Annotated in this window: 19 protein-coding genes; 13 read left to right on the top strand and 6 right to left on the bottom strand. The window is 37.7% G+C overall.

What is annotated here, in order from left to right:
• On the top strand, positions 1 to 396 hold a 396-nt coding region (locus H346_RS0102370; protein ID WP_027969675.1), incomplete at its 5' end, for an IS3 family transposase.
• Between the two features lie 155 nt (positions 397 to 551).
• Here the strand turns inward: H346_RS0102370 and H346_RS0102365 are convergent.
• The gene (locus H346_RS0102365; protein ID WP_027969674.1) at positions 552 to 1,847 is read right to left on the bottom strand and encodes a hydroxymethylglutaryl-CoA reductase, degradative; all 1,296 of its coding nucleotides are present in this window, start codon (positions 1,845 to 1,847) and stop codon (positions 552 to 554) included.
• Positions 1,834 to 3,009 carry a hydroxymethylglutaryl-CoA synthase gene (locus tag H346_RS0102360; protein ID WP_027969673.1) on the bottom strand — a complete coding sequence of 392 codons (1,176 nt, stop codon included), beginning with the start codon at positions 3,007 to 3,009 and terminating at the stop codon, positions 1,834 to 1,836. The genes H346_RS0102365 and H346_RS0102360 overlap by 14 nt, the downstream gene beginning before the upstream one ends.
• 193 nt (positions 3,010 to 3,202) lie before the next feature.
• On the opposite strand from H346_RS0102360, the gene H346_RS0102355 reads away from it, so the two are divergent.
• The 5 genes from H346_RS0102355 to yihA all read left to right on the top strand — a co-directional run bounded on the left by H346_RS0102355 (position 3,203) and on the right by yihA (position 6,807).
• The gene (locus H346_RS0102355) at positions 3,203 to 4,042 is read left to right on the top strand and encodes a thymidylate synthase (RefSeq protein ID WP_027969672.1); all 840 of its coding nucleotides are present in this window, start codon (positions 3,203 to 3,205) and stop codon (positions 4,040 to 4,042) included.
• Between the two features lie 81 nt (positions 4,043 to 4,123).
• Positions 4,124 to 4,621, top strand: coding sequence for a dihydrofolate reductase (locus H346_RS0102350; protein WP_027969671.1), 498 nt, complete (start codon positions 4,124 to 4,126; stop codon positions 4,619 to 4,621).
• 19 nt (positions 4,622 to 4,640) lie between these two features.
• Entirely contained in the window at positions 4,641 to 4,811 is a 171-nt protein-coding gene (locus H346_RS10445) for a hypothetical protein (protein ID WP_027969670.1), read from the top strand.
• 157 nt (positions 4,812 to 4,968) lie between these two features.
• Positions 4,969 to 6,198, top strand: a complete 1,230-nt coding sequence (gene clpX, locus H346_RS0102340; protein WP_027969669.1) for an ATP-dependent Clp protease ATP-binding subunit ClpX — start codon at positions 4,969 to 4,971, stop codon at positions 6,196 to 6,198.
• A gap of 9 nt (positions 6,199 to 6,207) precedes the next feature.
• Positions 6,208 to 6,807, top strand: a complete 600-nt coding sequence (gene yihA / locus H346_RS0102335; protein ID WP_027969668.1) for a ribosome biogenesis GTP-binding protein YihA/YsxC — start codon at positions 6,208 to 6,210, stop codon at positions 6,805 to 6,807.
• Positions 6,808 to 7,151: 344 nt separating this feature from the next.
• Here the strand turns inward: yihA and H346_RS0102330 are convergent, their stop codons facing one another.
• The 3 genes from H346_RS0102330 to H346_RS0102320 all read right to left on the bottom strand — a co-directional run bounded on the left by H346_RS0102330 (position 7,152) and on the right by H346_RS0102320 (position 10,883).
• Positions 7,152 to 7,988, bottom strand: coding sequence for a sugar ABC transporter permease (locus H346_RS0102330; protein WP_027969667.1), 837 nt, complete (start codon positions 7,986 to 7,988; stop codon positions 7,152 to 7,154).
• Positions 7,988 to 9,349: a carbohydrate ABC transporter permease gene (locus H346_RS0102325; protein ID WP_027969666.1), complete on the bottom strand. Its 1,362-nt coding sequence runs from the start codon at positions 9,347 to 9,349 to the stop codon at positions 7,988 to 7,990. The genes H346_RS0102330 and H346_RS0102325 overlap by 1 nt, the downstream gene beginning before the upstream one ends.
• A gap of 280 nt (positions 9,350 to 9,629) precedes the next feature.
• The gene (locus H346_RS0102320) at positions 9,630 to 10,883 is read right to left on the bottom strand and encodes an extracellular solute-binding protein (RefSeq protein WP_027969665.1); all 1,254 of its coding nucleotides are present in this window, start codon (positions 10,881 to 10,883) and stop codon (positions 9,630 to 9,632) included.
• A gap of 244 nt (positions 10,884 to 11,127) precedes the next feature.
• Between H346_RS0102320 and H346_RS0102315 the strand changes: the two genes are divergently transcribed.
• The 4 genes from H346_RS0102315 (at position 11,128) to trhO (ending at position 17,598) form a co-directional block, all read left to right on the top strand.
• Complete coding sequence (locus H346_RS0102315) at positions 11,128 to 12,144, top strand: LacI family DNA-binding transcriptional regulator (protein WP_027969664.1); 1,017 nt, start codon at positions 11,128 to 11,130, stop codon at positions 12,142 to 12,144.
• Between the two features lie 123 nt (positions 12,145 to 12,267).
• The gene (gene malQ / locus H346_RS0102310) at positions 12,268 to 13,767 is read left to right on the top strand and encodes a 4-alpha-glucanotransferase (protein ID WP_027969663.1); all 1,500 of its coding nucleotides are present in this window, start codon (positions 12,268 to 12,270) and stop codon (positions 13,765 to 13,767) included.
• A gap of 28 nt (positions 13,768 to 13,795) precedes the next feature.
• On the top strand, positions 13,796 to 16,060 hold the full coding sequence (gene glgP, locus H346_RS0102305) for a glycogen/starch/alpha-glucan family phosphorylase (protein ID WP_027969662.1): 2,265 nt from the start codon (positions 13,796 to 13,798) through the stop codon (positions 16,058 to 16,060).
• Between the two features lie 551 nt (positions 16,061 to 16,611).
• On the top strand, positions 16,612 to 17,598 hold the full coding sequence (gene trhO, locus H346_RS0102300; protein WP_027969661.1) for an oxygen-dependent tRNA uridine(34) hydroxylase TrhO: 987 nt from the start codon (positions 16,612 to 16,614) through the stop codon (positions 17,596 to 17,598).
• Between the two features lie 360 nt (positions 17,599 to 17,958).
• On the opposite strand, the gene H346_RS10160 is transcribed toward trhO, so the two are convergent.
• Positions 17,959 to 18,135, bottom strand: a complete 177-nt coding sequence (locus H346_RS10160; RefSeq protein ID WP_083940715.1) for a DUF3042 family protein — start codon at positions 18,133 to 18,135, stop codon at positions 17,959 to 17,961.
• A gap of 128 nt (positions 18,136 to 18,263) precedes the next feature.
• On the opposite strand from H346_RS10160, the gene miaA reads away from it, so the two are divergent.
• The 3 genes from miaA to H346_RS0102280 all read left to right on the top strand — a co-directional run bounded on the left by miaA (position 18,264) and on the right by H346_RS0102280 (position 21,302).
• On the top strand, positions 18,264 to 19,163 hold the full coding sequence (gene miaA, locus H346_RS0102290; RefSeq protein ID WP_027969660.1) for a tRNA (adenosine(37)-N6)-dimethylallyltransferase MiaA: 900 nt from the start codon (positions 18,264 to 18,266) through the stop codon (positions 19,161 to 19,163).
• A gap of 272 nt (positions 19,164 to 19,435) precedes the next feature.
• Positions 19,436 to 20,674 (top strand): GTPase HflX, encoded by a 1,239-nt coding sequence (gene hflX, locus H346_RS0102285; protein WP_027969659.1) that lies wholly within the window; start codon positions 19,436 to 19,438, stop codon positions 20,672 to 20,674.
• Entirely contained in the window at positions 20,667 to 21,302 is a 636-nt protein-coding gene (locus H346_RS0102280; RefSeq protein ID WP_027969658.1) for a cystathionine beta-lyase, read from the top strand. The genes hflX and H346_RS0102280 overlap by 8 nt, the downstream gene beginning before the upstream one ends.
• Positions 21,303 to 21,304: the final 2 nt, after the last annotated feature.

The raw sequence follows: 21,304 nt of genomic DNA, 5'->3' as shown, positions 1-21,304 counted from the left end.
AGCGAGATTATTGATTTTACACTATCTAGGTTTCCAGACTTGAAGCAGGTTGAAACCATGCTTAAGAAAGCTTTTCCAGCCAATCATTATGAGGGAACTATTCTTCGTAGTGACCAAGGCTGGCAATATCAACACCAATCTTATCATCATTTCTTGGCTTCTAAAGGCATTCGCCCTTCGATGTCTCGCAAAGGCAATAGCCTTGACAATGGTATGATGGAATCTTTCTTTGGCATTTTAAAATCTGAGATGTTTTATGGTTTTGAGAAATCCTATCAATCACTGGACGAACTCGAACAAGCCATTACCGAATACATTTTTTATTACAACAAACGAATCAAAACAAAATTAAAAGGACTTAGTCCCGTACCATACAGAACTAAATCCTTTCAATAATTTCTTGTCCAACTTTTGGGGTGCAGTACATAACAAGGGGCTTTTTCTTGGAAGCAATCTTGTGATAGGATACTAATGTTGCAATATTAGTTTGTCATCTCACATTGAAACATTTTATTGTTTGTTGGAAAAAAGTTTTAAACAAAAGAAACTAGTTAAGTGCTACCGTTATCTATTGACTGTCTTAGCTTGCTTAAATATGTGGTAGCTTTTTCTAGAGTCATTGGTTTATCCGCTAGTAAGGTTTTGACCAAAGCAGCAACTTCATGTTCACTGGCACCTGCTAGAAGTGCAAGTGATTTAGCATGTAGTTTCATGTGTCCTGCTTGAATACCTGATGATGTCAAGGCTTTTAGTGCGGCAAAATTTTGTGCTAAACCTACTGCCACAATCACTTGTGCTAAGGTTTTTGCATCAGGAGAGTTGAGAAAGTCACGGGCAATAGCGACTGTGGGATTGAGTCCGATAGAACCGCCTTTACTTGCAATAGGCATGGGTAGGGTCAGTTCACCAAAAAGCAACTGTTGGCTTTGATCAAAGCGCCATTGACTTAAACCTTGATAGGAACCATTTCTTGCAGCGTAAGCATGAGCACCAGCCTCAATAGCACGCCAGTCATTACCAGTAGCCATGACTACGGCATCAATGCCGTTAAAAATTCCTTTGTTATGAGTGGTTGCTCGGTAAGGATCCACCTGAGCTAATTGACTAGCCAGTTCCATTTTTTTGGCTAATTGCTGTGCTTTCTCCTTATCACGGCTTAAAAAGCAACTGTCAATCTGACATTTGGCAGTAACCAGAGATTCCGTTGCATAATTGGAGAGGATAGCCATTAGGCTATGCCCCTTAGATAATGCTTCAAGATCAGGAACTAGAGCTTCCATCATGGTATTAACCATGTTGGCTCCCATCGCTTCTTGGGTATCAACTGTTAAATAGAAGATAAGGAAGTATCCCTTTTGTTCAAGTCTAATCTGTCTTGCGCCGCCACCTCTTTTGACGATGGAAGGATAAGCTTGGTTGGCAGTTGCAAGGAGTTCTTCTGTTTTAGCCAGAATAGTTGTCTTAGCTTTGTCAATCTTATCAATGCCATATAAAGCAATCTGTCCAATCATTTGGCGGTTATGAATGTAGGTTTTAAAGCCTCCAGACCGTCGAATGATTTTAGCGGCAAAAGATGCAGCTGCGACAACAGAAGGTTCTTCAGTTACAAAGGGTACATGATACGTTGAGCCATTAATTAAAAAATCAGGTGCAATGCTAAAAGGTAAGGCAAATCGCCCCAAGACATTTTCCGTCATTTGATTGGCTGTTTGAATCGGCAATAAGTGATCTGCTGTTAAGTGTTTTAGGTTTTCGGGACTAAGCAGCTGAAATCGTTCAATGATTGGCAGTCGCTCGTCAAAGGATCTCTTTGAGAATCCACTCCAGTTGATATTAGTTTTTGTCATTGATCTGATAAAGTCTTTGGTTTTCCTTGATTTCGGTTAGGGCAAATTTACTTGTTAAGTAGTCCTTAAAGTTAGCATTGCCTTTCTTGTCTAATTGAATTTCCTCATAGAATAACTCTTCGTATTCAGTAACAGAAATACGTTTTCGCTGATTGAGCAGGGTCTGTCGATTTAGCATTAGCATTTTTTCATAACCTTTTACCAACTGGCCTGAGAAAATCTCACTAACGGCTCCAGAGCCATAACTGAAAAACCCAATTTTATCGCCAGCTTTTAACGTACTGCTATTTTCAAGCAAGGATAACAATCCTAAATAAAGTGAACCCGTGTAAATATTACCAATCTGTTTACCGTAAATGATTGAAGCTTGAAAGGCTTCTAGTAATATTTCTTTGCGGTTAGTTGATAAAGAGTCATCCATAAGCATGTTGAGTCCTTTTAAGGCTAGTTTTGGAAAAGGAATATGGAAGCAAAAGGCGGCAAAGTCAGCCAAATGAGCAGCTTCTTTTTCCTGATAGGCTTTCCAAGTAGTTTCCAAAGAATCAAGGTATTGCTTGGTTGAGTAGATCCCGTTGACAAAAGGTGTTGAACTGTAATTTGGACGCCAAAAATCCATAATATCACGTGTTTGAGCGATATTGTCATCATTTAATTGAAGAATACGAGGGTTTGTAGTGACTAGCATTGCCATGCTACCAGCTCCTTGAGTGGCTTCACCAGCGGAATCAATACCATATTTGGCAATATCACTAGTAATAACAAGAACTCGTGAGTTTGGTTTTGATGCAACATGTAATTTGGCATAGTCCAAAGCAGCTGTCGCACTATAACAAGCTTCTTTAACTTCAAATGAGCGTGCAAAAGGTTGAATTTCCATCAAATGATGCACATAAATAGCAGCAGCCTTTGATTGGTCGACACTTGACTCGGTTGCTAAAATAACCATGTCAATACGAGCTTTATCCTCAGCTGTCAAGATTTGGTCAGCAGCAGCAGCAGCTAAAGTAATAATATCTTCTGTGATTGGGGTAACACTAAATGATTCAAGCATTAATCCCTGACTAAATTTTGCTGGATCTGTTTTGCGTGCCAGAGCAAGATCCTCTAGTTTCAAGACATATTGACTGGTTGCAAAACCAATCTTATCAATTCCGATGTTCATAGTTATCCTTCTTTTTATTAGAGTCCTATCCATTTTATCATATTTTATCAAAAAATTAGGGCAATAAAACTGATAGTTTTACCTTTCAAATCAAAATTAAAGACAGTCCATTTTTCTAACTAATTTTTCTTCTGGTGTTTTTTAGAAAAATTAGTTAGAATAGATGAAGTTCGGTTACAGAAAGGGATTTGAGATGACAAAAGCAGACCAAATTTTTAAAGCTAATATTCAAAAAATTATGGATGAAGGAGTGTTTAGCGAACAGGCTCGTCCCAAGTATAAAGATGGCAGTACAGCTAATTCTAAATACATCACAGGAGTTTTTACAGAATATAATTTAGCTGAGGGAGAATTTCCCATCACTACCTTACGTCCAATTCCAATCAAGTCGGCTATTAAAGAAGTGTTTTGGATTTACCAGGATCAATCTAACAGCCTTGATGTATTAGAAGATAAGTATCATGTTCATTATTGGAATGAATGGGAAGTCGGTCAGACCCGTACGATTGGTCAACGCTATGGTGCGGTGGTTAGAAAGCACCATATTATCTCAAAAATTCTCAAACAACTCGAGGAAAACCCTTGGAATCGCCGTAATGTAATCTCTTTATGGGACTATGAGGCTTTTGAAGAATCCGAAGGACTTTTACCTTGTGCTTTTCAAACCATGTTTGATGTCAGACGGGTTGATGGTAAACTTTATTTGGATGCCACTTTAATACAACGATCAAATGATATGTTGGTTGCTCATCATATTAATGCCATGCAATATGTTGCTCTACAGATGATGGTTGCCAAACATTTTGGTTGGCAAGTCGGTAAATTCTTTTACTTTGTCAATAACTTGCATATTTATGACAATCAATTTCCGCAGGCACAGGAATTGTTAAAGCGACAACCGACTAATTGTCAGCCCAAACTGGTGCTAAATGTTCCAGATGGTACCGATTTCTTTGCTATCAAGCCAGAGGACTTTGAGTTGCAGGATTATGAACCTGTTGCTCCCCAACTGCGTTTTGATTTAGCTATTTAACAGGATTTTCTAGAGTTTTTTATAAGCATTTTAGGAAGAAATTTGATAAAATAGATAAGGTTTAGTTGAAGGAAAAAAGTAATGACAAAGGAAATAATTGCCATTTGGGCAGAAGATGAACTGGGGCTTATTGGTGTTGCCGGGAAATTGCCATGGCATCTGCCAAAAGAGCTACAACATTTTAAAGAAACAACCTTAAATCAGGCAATTCTGATGGGGCGGGTGACCTTTGATGGCATGAATCATCGGCAGTTACCTAATCGCCAAACCCTTGTCATGACAAGAGATGTGACCTATCAAGTAGATGGGGCTTTGGTGATGTCCAGTGTTAAAGAGGTACTTGATTGGTACCATACCCAAGAAAAAACACTCTATATTATTGGTGGCAGTAAGGTTTTAGAAGCTTTTGATGGCTTCTTTGATCGTGTTATTAAAACAGTTGTTCATCACCAGTTTGAAGGTGATACCTATCGACCGACTTTGGATTTGAGTCGTTTTATCAAAGAAAGTCAAACTTTCTATCCTAGGGATGAGAAAAATCCTTATGATTTTACGGTTACTGTTTTAAAGTGTCAATGATCTGAGGAGATGGTAGGCTATGCAACGTAGTATTTTTGGAGTATTTACGGCTTTTTTGTGTGTGATTTGTATCTTATGTGCTATTCCAGCTTTTAGGAAAAATCGCTATGGTTTGGCAATCCTTTTCTTATTAAATGCCTTTACTAATCTGGTTAATAGCATCCATGCCTTTTACGGCACATTATTTTAAGGCATCTTTATCTAATGTCGAAAAATTGCAAAAGAAAAAGCATGTAATTGGCTTAGGAGTAAGTGATTTAAAAGCTATGGGATTCAAAGTGTATTAGGATTGGATTCCGACTAATAAATTGAATGAATAAGAGAAAGTAAGAGAGAATTAAAGGAAGATGGCAGGAAATCGTAGTAAGGATATTAAGGTTTATTGTTCATTTTGTGGCAAGAGCCAAGATGAAGTCAAAAAAATTATCGCAGGAAATAATGTTTTTATTTGTAATGAGTGTGTTGCCTTATCGCAAGAAATTATCAAAGAAGAATTGGCAGAAGAAGTTCTTGCGGATTTAACAGAAGTGCCAAAACCAAAAGAACTCCTTGATATTTTAAACCAGTATGTGGTTGGTCAGGATCGGGCAAAACGTGCCTTGGCAGTTGCTGTTTACAACCATTACAAGCGTGTTTCTTTTACAGAAAGTCGTGACGAAGAAGATGTGGATTTGCAAAAATCAAACATCCTGATGATTGGTCCAACAGGTTCTGGAAAAACTTTCTTAGCACAAACGCTAGCTAAAAGTTTAAATGTTCCTTTTGCAATTGCAGATGCAACCTCGCTAACAGAGGCAGGTTATGTGGGTGAAGATGTTGAGAACATCTTGCTCAAACTCATCCAAGCAGCTGACTATAATGTTGAGCGTGCAGAGCGTGGCATTATTTACGTGGATGAAATTGATAAAATTGCGAAAAAAGGCGAAAATGTTTCCATTACACGTGATGTTTCAGGTGAAGGAGTCCAACAAGCCCTCTTAAAAATTATTGAGGGAACTGTTGCCAGTGTTCCGCCTCAAGGTGGTCGTAAGCATCCCAATCAAGAAATGATTCAAATTGACACTAAAAATATTTTGTTCATTGTTGGCGGAGCCTTTGATGGTATTGAAGATATTGTGAAGCAACGTCTAGGTGAAAAAATTATTGGTTTTGGTCAAAATAGCCGTAAAATTGATGAGAATGCATCTTATATGCAAGAAATTATTTCAGAGGATATCCAAAAATTTGGTCTTATCCCTGAATTTATTGGGCGTTTGCCAGTTGTTGCAGCTCTTGAACAGCTTAGCACGGATGACTTGGTTCAGATTTTAACAGAGCCAAGAAATGCTCTTATCAAACAATATCAAGCACTTTTATCTTACGATGGTGTTGAGCTAGAATTTGAAAAAGGAGCTCTTGAAGCGATTGCTAGTAAGGCTATTGAGCACAAAACAGGGGCACGTGGACTTCGTTCTATTATTGAAGAAACCATGTTAGATATTATGTTTGAAGTCCCAAGTCAAGAAGACATTACCAAGGTACGTATCACAAAAGCAGCTGTTGAAGGTAAGTCAAAACCTATTCTAGAAACAGCTTAAGGAGGTTTTATGGCTGAAGAACAAGTTCTAAACACACATAATGCCTCAATTTTACTTAGCGCTGCCAATAAATCACACTACCCACAAGATGATTTGCCAGAAGTTGCTTTGGCAGGGCGTTCCAATGTTGGTAAGTCTAGCTTTATTAACACTATTCTTGGTCGAAAAAATTTGGCAAGAACATCAAGCAAGCCAGGAAAAACACAGTTGTTAAATTTTTTCAATATTGATGATAAGCTACGTTTTGTGGACGTTCCTGGTTATGGTTATGCCAAGGTATCCAAAAGTGAGCGAGCTAAATGGGGTAAAATGATTGAAGAATACTTAATAACTAGAGATAATTTACGTGCAGTTGTCAGCTTAGTTGATTTACGCCATGAACCTTCAAAAGAAGATGTTCAGATGTATGAGTTTTTGAAGTATTATGAAATTCCCGTTATTATTGTTGCGACTAAGGCAGATAAAATTCCTCGTGGGAAATGGAATAAGCAGGAGTCAATGCTTAAGAAGCAGTTGAATTTTGATCAAACCGATTCTTTTATTATTTTTTCAGCCGTTGATCGTATTGGGATTGACGAATCATGGGATACTATTTTAGAACATTTGTAAAAGACAGACCAAAACAGCATTCTCGGTGGAGAGTGCTTTTTGAGTATAACGGGGTGATGTAAATTTTCTAGAGCAGTTGCTAACGGATTTGACCATAGTGGTATTCTCAAAATATAAATAATAAGCAGTTGGGAAAGTAACAATAGAATGCTTCTAAGCCTAAGAAAGATGAGAATGCTATTCTTCATTAAGACTTTAGGTGAACCCGCTGTATGCCAAGCAGCTTGGTATTGTGGGAGGAGCTAGAGATTAACTCTTTGATTGGACAGTGACAAGTTAGGGATATTTAGCATAGCAAAAAACTTCTGAAGAAAAAGTCTTCAGAAGTTTTTGAGTGGTGTGACTTATTTAACAGATCCTCCTGTGATGCCTTCCACATAGTATTTTTGCATAAACATGAAGAGTAGAGTAATTGGAATGGCAATTAAAACAGACCCAGCTGTAAAGGACATAAACCAGTTGTTGATGGTATCAGGCTGGAGCATTGAAAAGAGTCCAATAGCAACGGTGTATTTGCTTGTGGCATCTCCTAAAATAACTTGGGCAAAGATAAAGTCAATCCAAGGACCCATGAAAGCTAGGAGAGCAGTATAAACAATAATTGGTTTTGAGAGTGGTAAGGTAATCTTAAAGAAGATGTCCATACGGGTTGCACCATCAATCATGGCAGATTCATCAAGTGAGTAAGGGATCGTATCAAAGAATCCTTTGGCGATGTAGAATCCAAGAGCAGCACCTGCTGAATAAACGAGAACAAGAGCTGTGAGAGTTTGAGTAAGCCCGAGGGCTTTCAAGATATAATAAACCGCAATCATGCTCATGAAACCGGGGAACATGTTTAAGATAAGAGCTAGCTTCAAAAAACGGTTACGGAATTTGAATTTAATACGGCTAAGTGAATAAGCCATTGCTACAGTGATAAAGGTTGAAATGATACAAGTAAAGGTTGCAACCAAAAAAGTATTCATAAACCATTTACCAAATGGGAAAGTATCATTAGTGAAGAGCTTGATGTAGTGTTCAAGGGTGAAGGTTTTAGGGAGGAAATAATTGACATAAGCTGTTCCTTCACCACGGAAACTTGTTAGAATTACCCAAGCAATTGGAAAAAGCCAAATGATTGATAGAATAATAAGGGTGGCATAAACCAAACCAAGCTGAGTTCGACGTTTGTTTTTCATTATTTAGCCGCTCCTTCCTTGTATGATGCAGTTCTAGTGTAAGCAAGTAAGCTAAAGATAGCTGAAACTGTAAAGATTAAGATACCGATAACAGAGGCTAAATTGTAATCAGCAGCGGTTACGGTTAGTTTATAGAGCCATGTTACCAGCAAATCAGTTGTCCCTGCCTGATAGTATTCTGAATTTGTTGGACCACCGCCAGTAAGGAGATAAATGACATTGAAGTTATTGATGTTTCCAATAAATTGCTGAATCAAGGTTGGTGTCATAATTAAGAGAATTTGAGGGAAAGTGATGGATTTGAAAACTTGAAATTTGCTTGCGCCATCAATTTCAGCCGCTTCAATTTGCTCACTTGGTAAATTCATGATAATACCAGTAGCGATTAACATGGTAAAAGGGATACCAATCCACATATTAACAAAAATAATAGAGAATTTTGCCCAAAGAGGGTCAGATAAAAAAGGTAGTGGGTCTTGAATTAACCCAATTTTACTAAGGAGAGCATTGAGCGGACCTTCATCATTAAGCAAATTTCTCATAATCAATAAAGAGATAAATTGAGGGACTGCGATGGTGATTACAAAAATAGTCCGCCACATTTTTTTCAATTTTAAACCTTTAGTATTAATTAACAGGGCTAAGATAATTCCAAAGAAGAAGTTGGTAACAGTTGCGAAAACAGCCCAGATGAGTGTCCATGAGAAAACAGGGAAGAAAGTTCCTGCCATACGTCCACTTAGGATGTTGCTGAAGTTGATAAGTCCCACCCAATCAAAAAGAGATTTTGGGGGAAGGTGATTATGATCAAAATTGGTAAAGGCCAAGCAGATCATATAAGTCAATGGGAGAATGGTAAAAAGCAGAACACCGATAAGTGGAATTGCCATCAAGGCCATATGGAAACGACCATTAGCAAGAGTGGCAAAATCTTCTTTAAAGGTAGGAATTTTCAAAGCATTTTGTTTCAGAAAGTGGAGATTACGGGCACTTTTGAGATTACACCAATAAATATAAGCGAAAACTAAACAGAAAATAAGTGATGCTAACCCAAAAATGAGCATTAACATCGAATTATCACCATTAACAGCAACTTGGATCTTAATGCCATCAACAGTTTTATTTGCCATTCCTTGTGTTTGTGTACCGAGTGTAAAAAGTCCACCGATAGCAGGAATGACTTGAGAGAAAAAAGCAATTAAGAATACAATTTCACTGATTAAAAATAGGGAGCCTTTGATAAATTGCTTGTTGGCAAGATTAGCAAATCCCATGATAATGGCAGAGAGTTTAATATCCCAACTTCCTTTTTTTAAGGCTTCTGTCACAGATACTTGTGGTATCAAGCTTGACTGAGTCATATATATTCTCCTTTATTTTAGGATACAAGAGTCGGTAAATCATGTTACATCTCTTGTTAAAAATCAAGTGGCTAAGTGTTACGTAAACCTTTAAGTAAGGCGTTAAAAATTTAAGTAGCACTAAGCTACTTACTTAACATCAAAAACAAGTAGGAGCGGGACTAAACCCCAACAAATCTTAATGGCGTTCAGTTCCACTCCCAAAAGATGAGCAGACAGGATAGCTTTTAAAAGTTACTCATCTCTACGCTTGTTTTAATATGGTATTCGTGAAATGAGATTATTTGGTTGCAGCAATATCTTTATCAAATTGTTGCAATTTAGCAAGATAGTCGCTTTCTTTGATTTTACCGTTGAAAGCATCGCTAAGAATTGCAGCACTTTCAGTCCAGAATGTACCCATTTGGCTAAGTTTTGGCATTACGACCGTATAGTCTGAAGAAGAGCCCATTGTGATAACTGTTTTTGCAAGTTCGTTTGATTGTACTGTTTCTGATGATTGAACGTCTTTATTTGCCGGAACAATGTTACGAGTTTTGAATTGATTTGCTTGGCTTTCAGCGTTTGTCAAGTATGAAGCAAGTTTGTAGCTAGCTGCGATACGTTTTGTATCACCTTTAGCTGGTGCTTGGTTAACAGCATAAAGTTTAACACCTAAGAATGCTTTTTGTTGAACAGTCTCACCACCGATGGTTACTTTTGGATAGACAGCAACCCCAAGATTTTCTTTACCAATCGCTTTTTGAGCAGCTTCGTAATCCCATGGTCCGGATTCAAATGAAGCAACTGAACCATCACCAAATTTAGACATCACGTTATTAGCATCTAAGCTAACAAACCCTTTGTTTGAAGCTTGGTCTGCAATCCATTTAAGAACAGCAACTCCTTTTTCATTACCCCAGTTTGTGCCTTTAACATCTTCGCCGTTTTTACCAAAGAGTGTGTTACCAACTGACATAAATAATGGACCAGTAGCATAAGCGTTAGCTTGTTTGAAAGTTCCACCAAAAGTTGCTTTTGATGTGATAGTATCATAAGAAGCAACATCTTCAGCAGCTAATTTCGTTTTGTTGTAGAAAAGAACTTGTGACTCAATTCCAAATGGGAATGCATAGGTTTTTCCTTTGTACTGAGCACCTAGAACTGCCTGATCAGTAGCTGTTCCAGCAATTTCTTTAGTGTATTTTTCTGGAACTTCTTGAATAGTACCAGATTCTACAAGTTGACCAAGCTGGTCATGAGGAAGTGAGAAAACATCGGCAGCCGTTGAAGCATCTTTTTTGATTTTCTCTTGTGCTTTTGGATCTTCTGACTCGATGACTTTAACCTTATAGCCAGAATCTTTTTCAAATTTCGCAACGACATCTGCATATGACTTTTTAGCTCCAGTTGGAACCCAAAGTTTAATGGTTTTTGAGTCAGAGCCTGAGGTTGATTCCATTTTATCTTTTGAACCAGATCCACATCCTACCAGTAGAGCACTTGCAAGTGTCAAACTTGCTCCGCCGACAATAACTTTTTGCCATGATTTCATAGCGATTTCCTCCTAAGATATATTTCTTACACTTAATATTATGCAACCGCTTGCAGAAAAAGTCAAGCCTTTTTTTAAAAAAACTTTATTTTTTTTATCAGGAATCTCATCTATTTTTATAAGCAGAAACAAGAAGTTGATTTTTTGGAAGATAATTGTATAATGGAAACAAAATACAAGTGAAAAATTCCAAGGTAGTAATAATCCAAGGAGAATAAAAGGAGAATAAGGTGATGAGGTTAATATGGTAACAATTAAAGATGTGGCCCAAAAAGCCGGTGTGAATCCTTCGACAGTTAGCAGGGTTTTAAAAGATAACCGATCAATTTCCCAAAAGACAAAAGAAAAGGTTAGAAAGGCAATGGCAGATTTGGGATATGTGCCTAATGTTGCTGCACAGATGCTCGCTAGCGGCTTAACACATAATATTGGACTTGTTTTTCCGCCAATTATGACAAATGATAGGCTTAGTGAGCCTTTCTTTATGGAAATTTTATCAACCATTACCAATGAGGCTAAGCACTATCATTTTACGGTTTCAATTGCAACTGGCATGTCTCTTGATGACTTGCTAGAACAAGTTAAATTAATGCATCTTCAAAAGAGGGTCGATGGTTTTATTATTCTTTATTCTGACCAAGAGGATCCTGTCAGAAATTATTTAATGAGCAACGGAATTCCTTTTGTTATTGTGGGGGCACCTGAGGGAGATGCTAATAAGATCACTTATATTGACAATGATAACCAATTAATGGCTAAGACAGCGGTGAGCCATCTCTACCAAAAGGGGCACCGTCAGATTTTATTTATCACAGATGATTTGGTATCAGAAGTTGCTTCAGAACGTTATATCGGCTATTTAAAGGGGTGTTTTAAGTTGGCATTGGAAACACAACCGATGCTGTTATTTGATCGCAAAGATCCTGTCAGTGTTGAGGCATTAATTGACAGGATTCGTGACTTTAAGGCTACCGCTCTTGTTATTATTGGGGATGTTTTATCTGTCCGGATGATTCAGTTATTATCTTTCTATGGTATTAAAGTTCCTGATGATATTTCAATCATTACCTTTAATAATTCGAGTTATTCTAAGTTGATTCATCCTTATTTGACGACTTTTGACATTAATGTTGATCATCTTGGGAAAACGTCCTTTAAGCAGCTTTTAGCCATTATCAATTCGACTGAACAAGGTCTTAGTCAGAAAATTTTTGTCCCTTTTACTTTGAAAAAACGTGAAAGTGTTCGGGACATTACTTAGTATTACGTTAGCAGAAGTAGCATTTCTACAAAGAGAGGCTACTTTTTTTCAGAAATAGTTGACTTGTGCAATCGGTTGCGTTATAATTTCATCATAAAATAGATTTCACAAGGAGAAGAAATGATGGCTAAACGTGCAAGCGGTATTTTAATGCATATTAGTTCCCTTCCCGGAAAATTCGGAATCGGGACATTTGGTAAAGAAGCTTTTGAATTTGTTAATTTTCTAAAGGAAACCAAGCAAACTTATTGGCAAATTTTACCTCTCACAACAACAAGTTATGGTGATTCACCTTATCAATCGTTTTCTGCTGTTGCGGGAAATACGCATTTTATTGATTTTGAATTGCTGACAAAAGATGGATATCTCTCAGAAAATGATTATCGTAATGTGAATTTTGGGGCAGATGTGACTTCAGTTGATTACGCTTTGTTATATAAACAGCGGCGCCCTATTTTAGAAAAAGCGGTGGTAAATTTCCTTCAAAGTCAAGAGGGAGTTGAGCGCCTAGCAGCTTTTGAAGCGACAGCTTCATGGTTGCAAGACTTCGCTGAGTTTATGGCAATGAAAGAACATTTTGGCAATAAAGCCTTACAAGAATGGGATGATCAGGCTGTTATTGAACGTGATGAAAAAACACTAGAGTCTTACCGTTCACAGTTAGTAGATGTCATTAATTATCATAAAGTTACCCAATATTTCTTCTTTAACCAGTGGCTAGCGCTTAAACATTACGCTAATCAAAATGGTATCCAAATCATTGGTGACATGCCAATTTATGTTTCAGCTGATAGTGTCGAAGTTTGGACAATGCCAAGTCTCTTTAAGGTTGATAATGCTAAACGACCTAAGGTTATTGCAGGCTGCCCACCAGACGGCTTTAGTGAAGATGGTCAGCTGTGGGGAAATCCGATCTATAATTGGGATTATCATAAAGCAACTGACTTTGAATGGTGGATTTATCGCATACAAGAAAGTTTTAAAATTTATGACAAACTCCGCATTGACCACTTCAAAGGTTTTTCGGATTATTGGGAGATTCCTAGTGGTGATGCTACTGCTAAAAATGGGCAATGGCAACCAGCACCAGGGTTTGATCTTTTCAGAACGGTTGCTGAAAAATTAGGTTCACTTCCTGTTATTGCAGAAAATCTTGGCTATATTGATGACAAAGCAAGAGCCCTCTTAGCTCAGACGGCTTTTCCGGGAATGAAAATTCTTGAGTTTGGTTTTTATGATATTGAAGGGCGAAGCATTGATAATCCTCATGCATGTACTTACAATGATGTTGCCTACACAGGAACACATGATAACGAAGTTGTTAATGGTTGGTATGAAAACCTGACTGAGGAGCAGCAAGCTTATGTTAATGCCTATACGCACCGTCATGATGGTGAAAAAATGACTCATGCGATGTTAAGAACCTTATTTGCAACGGTTAGCCATATTGCGATCGCATGCATGCAAGATGTTTTAGATAAACCCGCAAATAGTCGCATGAATATGCCTAATACTGTTGGGGGTAACTGGCAATGGCGGATGCGTCCGGATGATATTACTGACGAGCATAAAGCCTACTTAACACGCTTGACAGAACTATATGGTCGTGCCAATCTAACCTAACATAGAGAATGAAAGAAAAGAGGAAGATATGAAACGTTTTACAGACTATGCTGAAACTCGCTTAGGAAAATCTCTCGCAGAAGCAAGTAATGAAGAAATCTATTTGTCATTGCTTAATTTTGTCAAGAAAGCAGCGGAGCAAAAATCAAAAAATACTGCTAAACGTAAAGTTTACTATATTTCAGCTGAGTTTTTGATTGGTAAATTACTCTCAAATAACCTTATTAATTTAGGCATCTATAAAGACATTAAAGAAGAACTGGCTGCTGTCGGAAAATCCATTGCAGAAGTTGAAGATGTCGAATTAGAACCCTCACTTGGTAATGGTGGGCTTGGTCGATTAGCATCATGCTTCATTGATTCTATGTCATCACTTGGCATTAATGGTGAAGGTGTTGGTCTTAATTACCACTGTGGTTTGTTCAAGCAAGTTTTCAAACACAACGAGCAAGAAGCAGAACCAAACTTTTGGATTGGAGCTGAGTCGTGGTTGGTTCCAACAGACATTTCATACGATGTTCCTTTTAAAAACTTTACCTTGAAATCTCGCCTTGATCGTATTGATGTTTTAGGTTACAAACATGATACTAAAAACTACCTTAACTTGTTTGATATTGAGGGGGTTGATTATGGTTTGATTAAAGAGGGCATTTCCTTTGACAAAACGGAAATTGCTAAAAACCTCACCTTGTTCCTTTACCCAGATGATTCTGATAAAAATGGGGAATTGCTTCGTATCTATCAACAATATTTTATGGTTTCAAACGCAGCGCAATTATTGCTTGATGAGGCTATCGAACGTGGATCAAACCTTCATGACCTTGCTGATTATGCTTATGTGCAAATCAATGACACTCATCCATCAATGGTTATTCCTGAATTGATTCGTCTCTTGACTGAAAAACACGGTTTTGACTTTGATGAAGCAGTATCTGTTGTGAAAAATATGGTTGGTTACACAAACCATACCATTCTTGCAGAAGCCCTTGAAAAATGGCCGTTGGGTTACCTTAACGAAGTTGTGCCGCATTTGGTAACCATTATCGAAAAACTTGATGCCCTTGTGCGTGCGGAAGTGTCTAATCCTGCTGTTCAAATCATTGATGAAATAGGTCGCGTCCACATGGCGCATATGGACATTCATTTTGCCACGAGTGTTAATGGGGTAGCTGCTCTTCATACTGATATTTTGAAAAATAGTGAGTTGAAAGCTTTCTATGACCTTTACCCAGAGAAATTCAATAACAAAACAAATGGTATCACTTTCCGTCGTTGGTTAGAATTTGCTAATCAAGATTTAGCTGATTATATCAAGGAATTAATTGGCGATGATTATTTGACAGATGCCACTAAATTAGAAAAATTGATGGCATTTGCGGATGACAAAGCTGTCCATGCTAAATTAGCAGACATCAAATTCCATAATAAATTAACACTCAAACGTTACCTTAAAGACAATAAAGGGATTGAGCTTGATGAGGATTCAATCATTGATACACAAATTAAACGTTTCCACGAGTATAAACGCCAACAAATGAATGCTCTTTATGTGATTCACAAGTATTTGGAAATTAAAAAAGGTAACCTTCCAAAACGTAAAATCACTGTTATCTTTGGTGGTAAAGCTGCACCTGCTTACATCATTGCCCAAGATATTATTCATTTGATTCTTTGTTTGTCGGAATTAATCAACAATGATCCAGAGGTCAGCCCATATCTGAACGTGCATCTTGTGGAAAACTATAATGTAACAGTTGCTGAGCACTTGATTCCAGCAACAGATATTTCTGAGCAAATTTCTCTTGCTTCAAAGGAAGCTTCTGGAACTGGTAATATGAAATTCATGCTTAATGGTGCTTTGACACTTGGCACTATGGACGGCGCTAATGTTGAGATCGCAGAACTTGCTGGTATGGAAAATATTTATACTTTTGGTAAAGATTCAGACACGATTATTGACCTTTATGCTTCAGCATCTTATGTATCAAAAGACTACTATGATAATCATCCAGCCATTAAAGCAGCAGTGAACTTCATTATTAGTTCGGAATTACTAGAACTTGGAAATGAAGAACGCCTTGACCGTCTTTATAAAGAATTGATTTCAAAAGATTGGTTTATGACCTTGATTGACCTTGAAGAATACATCGAGGTTAAAGAGAAAATGTTGGCGGATTATGAAAATCAAGAACTTTGGATGACAAAAGTTGTCCATAATATTGCCAAAGCAGGTTTCTTCTCGTCTGACCGTACGATTGAACAATATAACCAAGATATTTGGCATTCAAATTAAGAACAAATAAAAAAGCGACAGTTGCCGCTTTTTTCTGTGATAATTTTATACGTTGTTTCCAAAATATGACCCACTTCTTCATAAAGTTTTCTAATCTGAGGTCTTTTTCAGGTATATTAAAACCGATGTAATGAAATTGTGACTAAATAGTTGTAAATAGGTAGAAAAGCTGATTCATGATGTTAAGCTTATTGAGTAGTACTTGAATCTCTTCGATAGATTCTGGTGGCTTTGCTTCTTTCCTAGAGTAGCACTTACCAGTGAGAGTAGATAGGTTCTGTATTCTAAACCAAGTCCGTAAGTCATTGTAGTTTGTCAAGCTTTTATTTTGCTTGACATCTTCTTGGCTTAGAAAGAAACTAGTTTTTGCTCAGCCTCTTTGATTAGCCCTGAGCCTAGCAGCGAATCGTAGAAAAATAAGTTATGACATTAGCTAACCAAATGACTCAAATGGTTAAGTTTATTGTGAAAAAACAGACAAGCAAATGGTTTGCTTAGACCTTCTTTTGCCAGTTATAATGGGGAGTAATTGAATGATTGAAGGAGAATACATGTCAGATAAAATCCGAGTTTTACTCTATTATAAATATGTTCCCATTGAAAATGCCAAAACCTATGCGGTTGAACATCTCGCTTTTTGCCAATTAATTGGTCTTAAAGGTCGTATTTTAATTGCGGATGAAGGAATCAATGGGACGGTTTCGGGAGATTATGAAACCACCCAAAAATATATGGACTGGGTGCATAGCGATGAGCGTTTTGCTGATCTTTGGTTCAAAATCGATGAAGAAGATGAACAGGCTTTCAGAAAAATGTTTGTGCGCTACAAAAAAGAAATCGTTCATCTTGGTTTAGAGGATAATAATTTTGATAGTGATATTAATCCATTGGAAACCACCGGCGCTTATTTATCACCCAAAGAATTTAAAGAGGCTTTGCTGGATGAAGATACGGTCGTCTTAGATACACGTAACGATTACGAATACGATTTGGGGCATTTCCGCGGAGCAATTCGCCCAGATATTCGTAACTTTCGTGAGCTCCCACAATGGGTCCGTGACAACAAGGACAAATTTATGGAGAAACGTGTCGTTGTTTACTGTACAGGCGGTGTTCGTTGTGAGAAATTTTCAGGTTGGATGGTTCGCGAAGGGTTTAAAAATGTTGGTCAGCTTCATGGCGGTATTGCCACTTATGGTAAGGATCCAGAGGTCCAGGGCGAACTCTGGGATGGTGCAATGTATGTTTTTGATGAACGTATTTCTGTGCCGATTAACCATGTGAATCCTACGATTATCGGACGTGATCATTTTGATGGTACCCCTTGCGAACACTATGTGAATTGTGCCAATCCATTTTGTAATAAACAGATTTTTATTTCAAAAGCCAATGAAGTGAAGTATGTCCGTGGTTGTTCACCAGAATGTCGTGCCCATGAGCGCAATCGTTATGTTGTGGAAAACGGCTTGAGTCGTCACGAATGGTCAACTCGTCTGGAGGCTATTGGTGAAACCCTTCCCGCATTAGCAGGCACCTAAAAATGTAAAGACAAATCAGGAAACTGGTTTGTTTTTGCTATACCAATAAGGTTAATGACATGAAAGAAGTGAAGAGTGGGAACAGTCGTTGAAACCATTTTAGACTACGTATGAAGAGCAAAAAATTGTAACATTTTGATTAGTTAGTTTCAAAATCTTTTTCAAATTGAGAAAATGGTAATAAAAAAATCGTTAATTCTATAGAAAGCTTCAAATACTGGCATGATTAAAAAGGGAAATCTAGTCAGACGGTTTATGATACTCTTTCTGGGAAGTTGCCCGTAGCATAGAAAAGGCAACCAACAAACAGAGGCTAATACAGATGTACTAGCCTCTTTAACATATTCATATGGTTAATTATTAGCGTGTAACACGACGACGAGCTGCTTTTTTACGATTTTCTTCAACGAAAGCTGCTTTTTCTTCTTCAGGCTCAATGATTGTTTTCTTAACAGCAAAGATAGCACCAGCAACGGTTGCGACAGTTGCAAACACACCAGTCACCAGACCTTTAGCAAATTGATATTTTTTAGTCATGACAATTCTCCATTTCTAGGGACCTTAGTTGTCCTTGAATCTTATGTTATAATATATGGTAACGAAAAATGATATAATTTTCAAGCGAAAGGCGTTTTTTATATGCTTTTCCAAATAGAAAGAAAAAAATGACAAAAATAAAACTAGTTGTAATTGTGGGCCCGACAGCTGTTGGAAAAACGGCACTAGGAATTGATCTAGCACAAGCGTTTAATGGGGAGATTATCTCTGGTGATAGCCAGCAGGTTTATCGTCATTTGGACATCGGAACAGCCAAGGCAAGTATGGCGGAGCAAGCAGCGGCTGTTCATCACTTGATTGATATTCGTGAAGTGACAGAGTCTTATTCGGCATATGATTTTGTTCAAGATGCCAAACTTGCCATTGCAGAGGTAGTTAGTCGAGGGAAGTTACCGATTATTGTTGGAGGGACTGGCTTGTATCTTCAAAGTCTATTAGAGGGGTATCATCTAGGAGGAAAGGTTGATCAAGAAGCTGTTAAAGCTTATCGTCACATTCTGGAACAATTTTCCGATGACCTCCTTTATCAACTGTTGCTGGAAAAAGGGATTGCGATTGAGCAAATAAATCGTAGGCGGGCCATTCGAGCACTTGAATTGGACAGGTTTGCAGGTGATTTAAAAAATGACGAAACCGCTTATGACTCGCTGTTGATTGGCTTGAATGATGACCGCCAGCTTATCTATGACCGTGTAAATCAGCGTGTTGATAAAATGCTTGAATCAGGTTTGTTAGAAGAAGCAAAATGGTTATATGAGCATTATCCGACTGTCCAAGCGAGTCGTGGCATAGGTTACAAAGAATTATTCCCCTATTTTGCAGGAGAGATGAGTTTGGAAGAGGCTAGCCAGCATTTGAAACAAAATACCAGGCGATTTGCGAAGCGCCAATTAACTTGGTTTCGTAACCGGATGATGGTTACTTTTAACACGATAACAGCCCCTAACTACCCTCAAGTGGTACATGATAAGGTCAAAGCTTTTCTTGAGCAGAAGGAGAAGTGTTAGTCACACAAGATGCAGGATGAAAATCCCATGATGTTTCAGAATAAGTGATGATCATCTGAGATAGAGATAGTAGACACTTGAGATGACAAAACCAAAGTTTTCTAATGGCATTTAGTCTGAATGTTAGAATTGATTTAGGAGAAACTATAAATTGGTTTTTGTTCGTTGAATAGCTGCATGTGTTTGCCGTGAATTATTAACTTGAAGTTAGTAGAATCATCTTAGAATGTGTTATAATAAAGATTACGAAATTTGGAGGATTAGCAGCATTTATGATTGATACAAAAACCCAACAAGAGAGGGTTATCTTATTAGGGGTTGCTCTTCAGACAATGGAGCAATTTGACATGTCTATGACCGAACTTGCTAATCTTGCCAAAACAGCCGGGGCAAATGTTGTGGGGAGCTTTACCCAAAAGCGTGAGCGTTATGACAGTAAAACATTTGTTGGATCAGGGAAATTGGATGAAATTAAAGCCATCGTAGACGCTGATGAGATTAATACGGTTATTGTCAATAATCGGCTGACCGCTAGACAAAATGCTAACTTAGAAGTCGCATTAGGGATTAAAGTGATTGATCGCATGCAGTTAATTTTAGATATTTTTGCGATGCGTGCCAGGAGTCATGAAGGGAAATTACAGGTTCACCTAGCCCAACTTAAATATATGTTACCTCGATTAATGGGACAGGGGATCATGCTGAGTCGTCAAGCAGGTGGAATTGGTAGTCGTGGACCTGGTGAAAGCCAATTAGAATTAAACCGGCGTTCTATTCGCAATCAAATTGCAGACATTGAAAGTCAGTTGACTCAAGTGGAGAAAAATCGTCAAATCATTAGAGATCGTCGTGTTAATTCAGATGCTTTCAAGATTGGTCTGATTGGCTACACCAATGCAGGAAAGTCAACCATTATGAATCTGTTGACAGAAGATAGCCATTATGAAGCTAATGAATTGTTTGCAACTTTGGATGCTACGACCAAACAGATTTATCTCCAAAACCGGTTTCAGGCAACCTTAACAGATACTGTAGGCTTTATCCAAGATTTACCAACAGAATTAGTGGCTGCTTTTAAGTCAACTTTGGAAGAAAGTCGACATGTTGATTTGCTTCTGCACGTGATTGATGCCAGTGATCCTAATCATAGTGAGCAAGAAAAGGTTGTTTTGGACCTGCTCAAAGAGTTAGATATGCTTGATATTCCCCGTTTAGCAATCTATAACAAAATGGATATGGCAGAGCATCTAACAGCAACCACTTTTCCAAATGTTAGGATTTCAGCACGTTTAAAAGAGAGTAAAGACCTTTTGAGACGTTTGATTATTGATCAGATTCGTGACCTTTTTGTGCCTTTTACCATTAAAGTTCATCAAAACAAGGCTTATAAACTTTATGAGTTGAATCGTGTTGCCTTTTTAGATCATTACATCTTTGACCAAGAAACAGAAGAGGTTTCGGGTTATATTTCCAAAAAACAGCAATGGAGACTTGATGACTTTTATGAGTGATTATATTGATTTAGCTAAAACCTATGGCGGATTTACAAGTCTAGATACCAACTATTTAAAACAACAATTAGCAGGCTTGACAGACCAACAACAATTAGCTTTTATTACTCCGCCACCCAGTGTAATTAATGCTTATTTTGCTGAAATATATCAGAAACAGTCGCCACAAGCTGCGACAGATTACTATTTTAAGCTCTCTAAAGCCTTGGGTTTTTTTACTGTTCAGCCGTCATTTGAGGAAGTTAAGCCCTTTGTGCGTCTCAATTTATCTGGAAAGGCGTATGGTTTTTCTTATCAAAATGACCAAGAAGTCGCTCTTGTTTTTTCAGAAAAAGAAGAACCTAATGACCCAAAACTCTTTTTTGAATTAACGCAAATTTTTCCACATTACATGGTTTATGAAGAAAGTGGATATACAAAAATGAAAGCTTGTCACTTTGAACAGGAGCAGCTTCAAGACCTAACACCAGAAGAGGTCTTGTTGTCCAAAATCTATCGTCTAAAAAATGATGTGATTTTGCTTAAAGGGTTTAACTGCGACGAATTAGTGATGTTAAGTCAAGCTTTTTCAGGACAAAAGTACTATGATTTTGCACAACGAGAATTTATGATTTACATTACCCAATAGAA

It is taken from the genome of Streptococcus castoreus DSM 17536 (assembly GCF_000425025.1).
GTDB lineage: Bacteria > Bacillota > Bacilli > Lactobacillales > Streptococcaceae > Streptococcus > Streptococcus castoreus.
Note: the sequence above shows the minus strand (reverse complement) of the source record. Positions and strands in the feature narration are given on the sequence as shown.

Coding starts and splice junctions, on each gene's coding strand:
- H346_RS0102365 (WP_027969674.1), bottom strand. CDS start 1,847: ATGACAAAAACTAATATCAACTGGAGTGGATTCTCAAAGAGATCCTTT.
- H346_RS0102360 (WP_027969673.1), bottom strand. CDS start 3,009: ATGAACATCGGAATTGATAAGATTGGTTTTGCAACCAGTCAATATGTC.
- H346_RS0102355 (WP_027969672.1), top strand. CDS start 3,203: ATGACAAAAGCAGACCAAATTTTTAAAGCTAATATTCAAAAAATTATG.
- H346_RS0102350 (WP_027969671.1), top strand. CDS start 4,124: ATGACAAAGGAAATAATTGCCATTTGGGCAGAAGATGAACTGGGGCTT.
- H346_RS10445 (WP_027969670.1), top strand. CDS start 4,641: ATGCAACGTAGTATTTTTGGAGTATTTACGGCTTTTTTGTGTGTGATT.
- clpX (WP_027969669.1), top strand. CDS start 4,969: ATGGCAGGAAATCGTAGTAAGGATATTAAGGTTTATTGTTCATTTTGT.
- yihA (WP_027969668.1), top strand. CDS start 6,208: ATGGCTGAAGAACAAGTTCTAAACACACATAATGCCTCAATTTTACTT.
- H346_RS0102330 (WP_027969667.1), bottom strand. CDS start 7,988: ATGAAAAACAAACGTCGAACTCAGCTTGGTTTGGTTTATGCCACCCTT.
- H346_RS0102325 (WP_027969666.1), bottom strand. CDS start 9,349: ATGACTCAGTCAAGCTTGATACCACAAGTATCTGTGACAGAAGCCTTA.
- H346_RS0102320 (WP_027969665.1), bottom strand. CDS start 10,883: ATGAAATCATGGCAAAAAGTTATTGTCGGCGGAGCAAGTTTGACACTT.
- H346_RS0102315 (WP_027969664.1), top strand. CDS start 11,128: ATGGTAACAATTAAAGATGTGGCCCAAAAAGCCGGTGTGAATCCTTCG.
- malQ (WP_027969663.1), top strand. CDS start 12,268: ATGGCTAAACGTGCAAGCGGTATTTTAATGCATATTAGTTCCCTTCCC.
- glgP (WP_027969662.1), top strand. CDS start 13,796: ATGAAACGTTTTACAGACTATGCTGAAACTCGCTTAGGAAAATCTCTC.
- trhO (WP_027969661.1), top strand. CDS start 16,612: ATGTCAGATAAAATCCGAGTTTTACTCTATTATAAATATGTTCCCATT.
- H346_RS10160 (WP_083940715.1), bottom strand. CDS start 18,135: ATGACTAAAAAATATCAATTTGCTAAAGGTCTGGTGACTGGTGTGTTT.
- miaA (WP_027969660.1), top strand. CDS start 18,264: ATGACAAAAATAAAACTAGTTGTAATTGTGGGCCCGACAGCTGTTGGA.
- hflX (WP_027969659.1), top strand. CDS start 19,436: ATGATTGATACAAAAACCCAACAAGAGAGGGTTATCTTATTAGGGGTT.
- H346_RS0102280 (WP_027969658.1), top strand. CDS start 20,667: ATGAGTGATTATATTGATTTAGCTAAAACCTATGGCGGATTTACAAGT.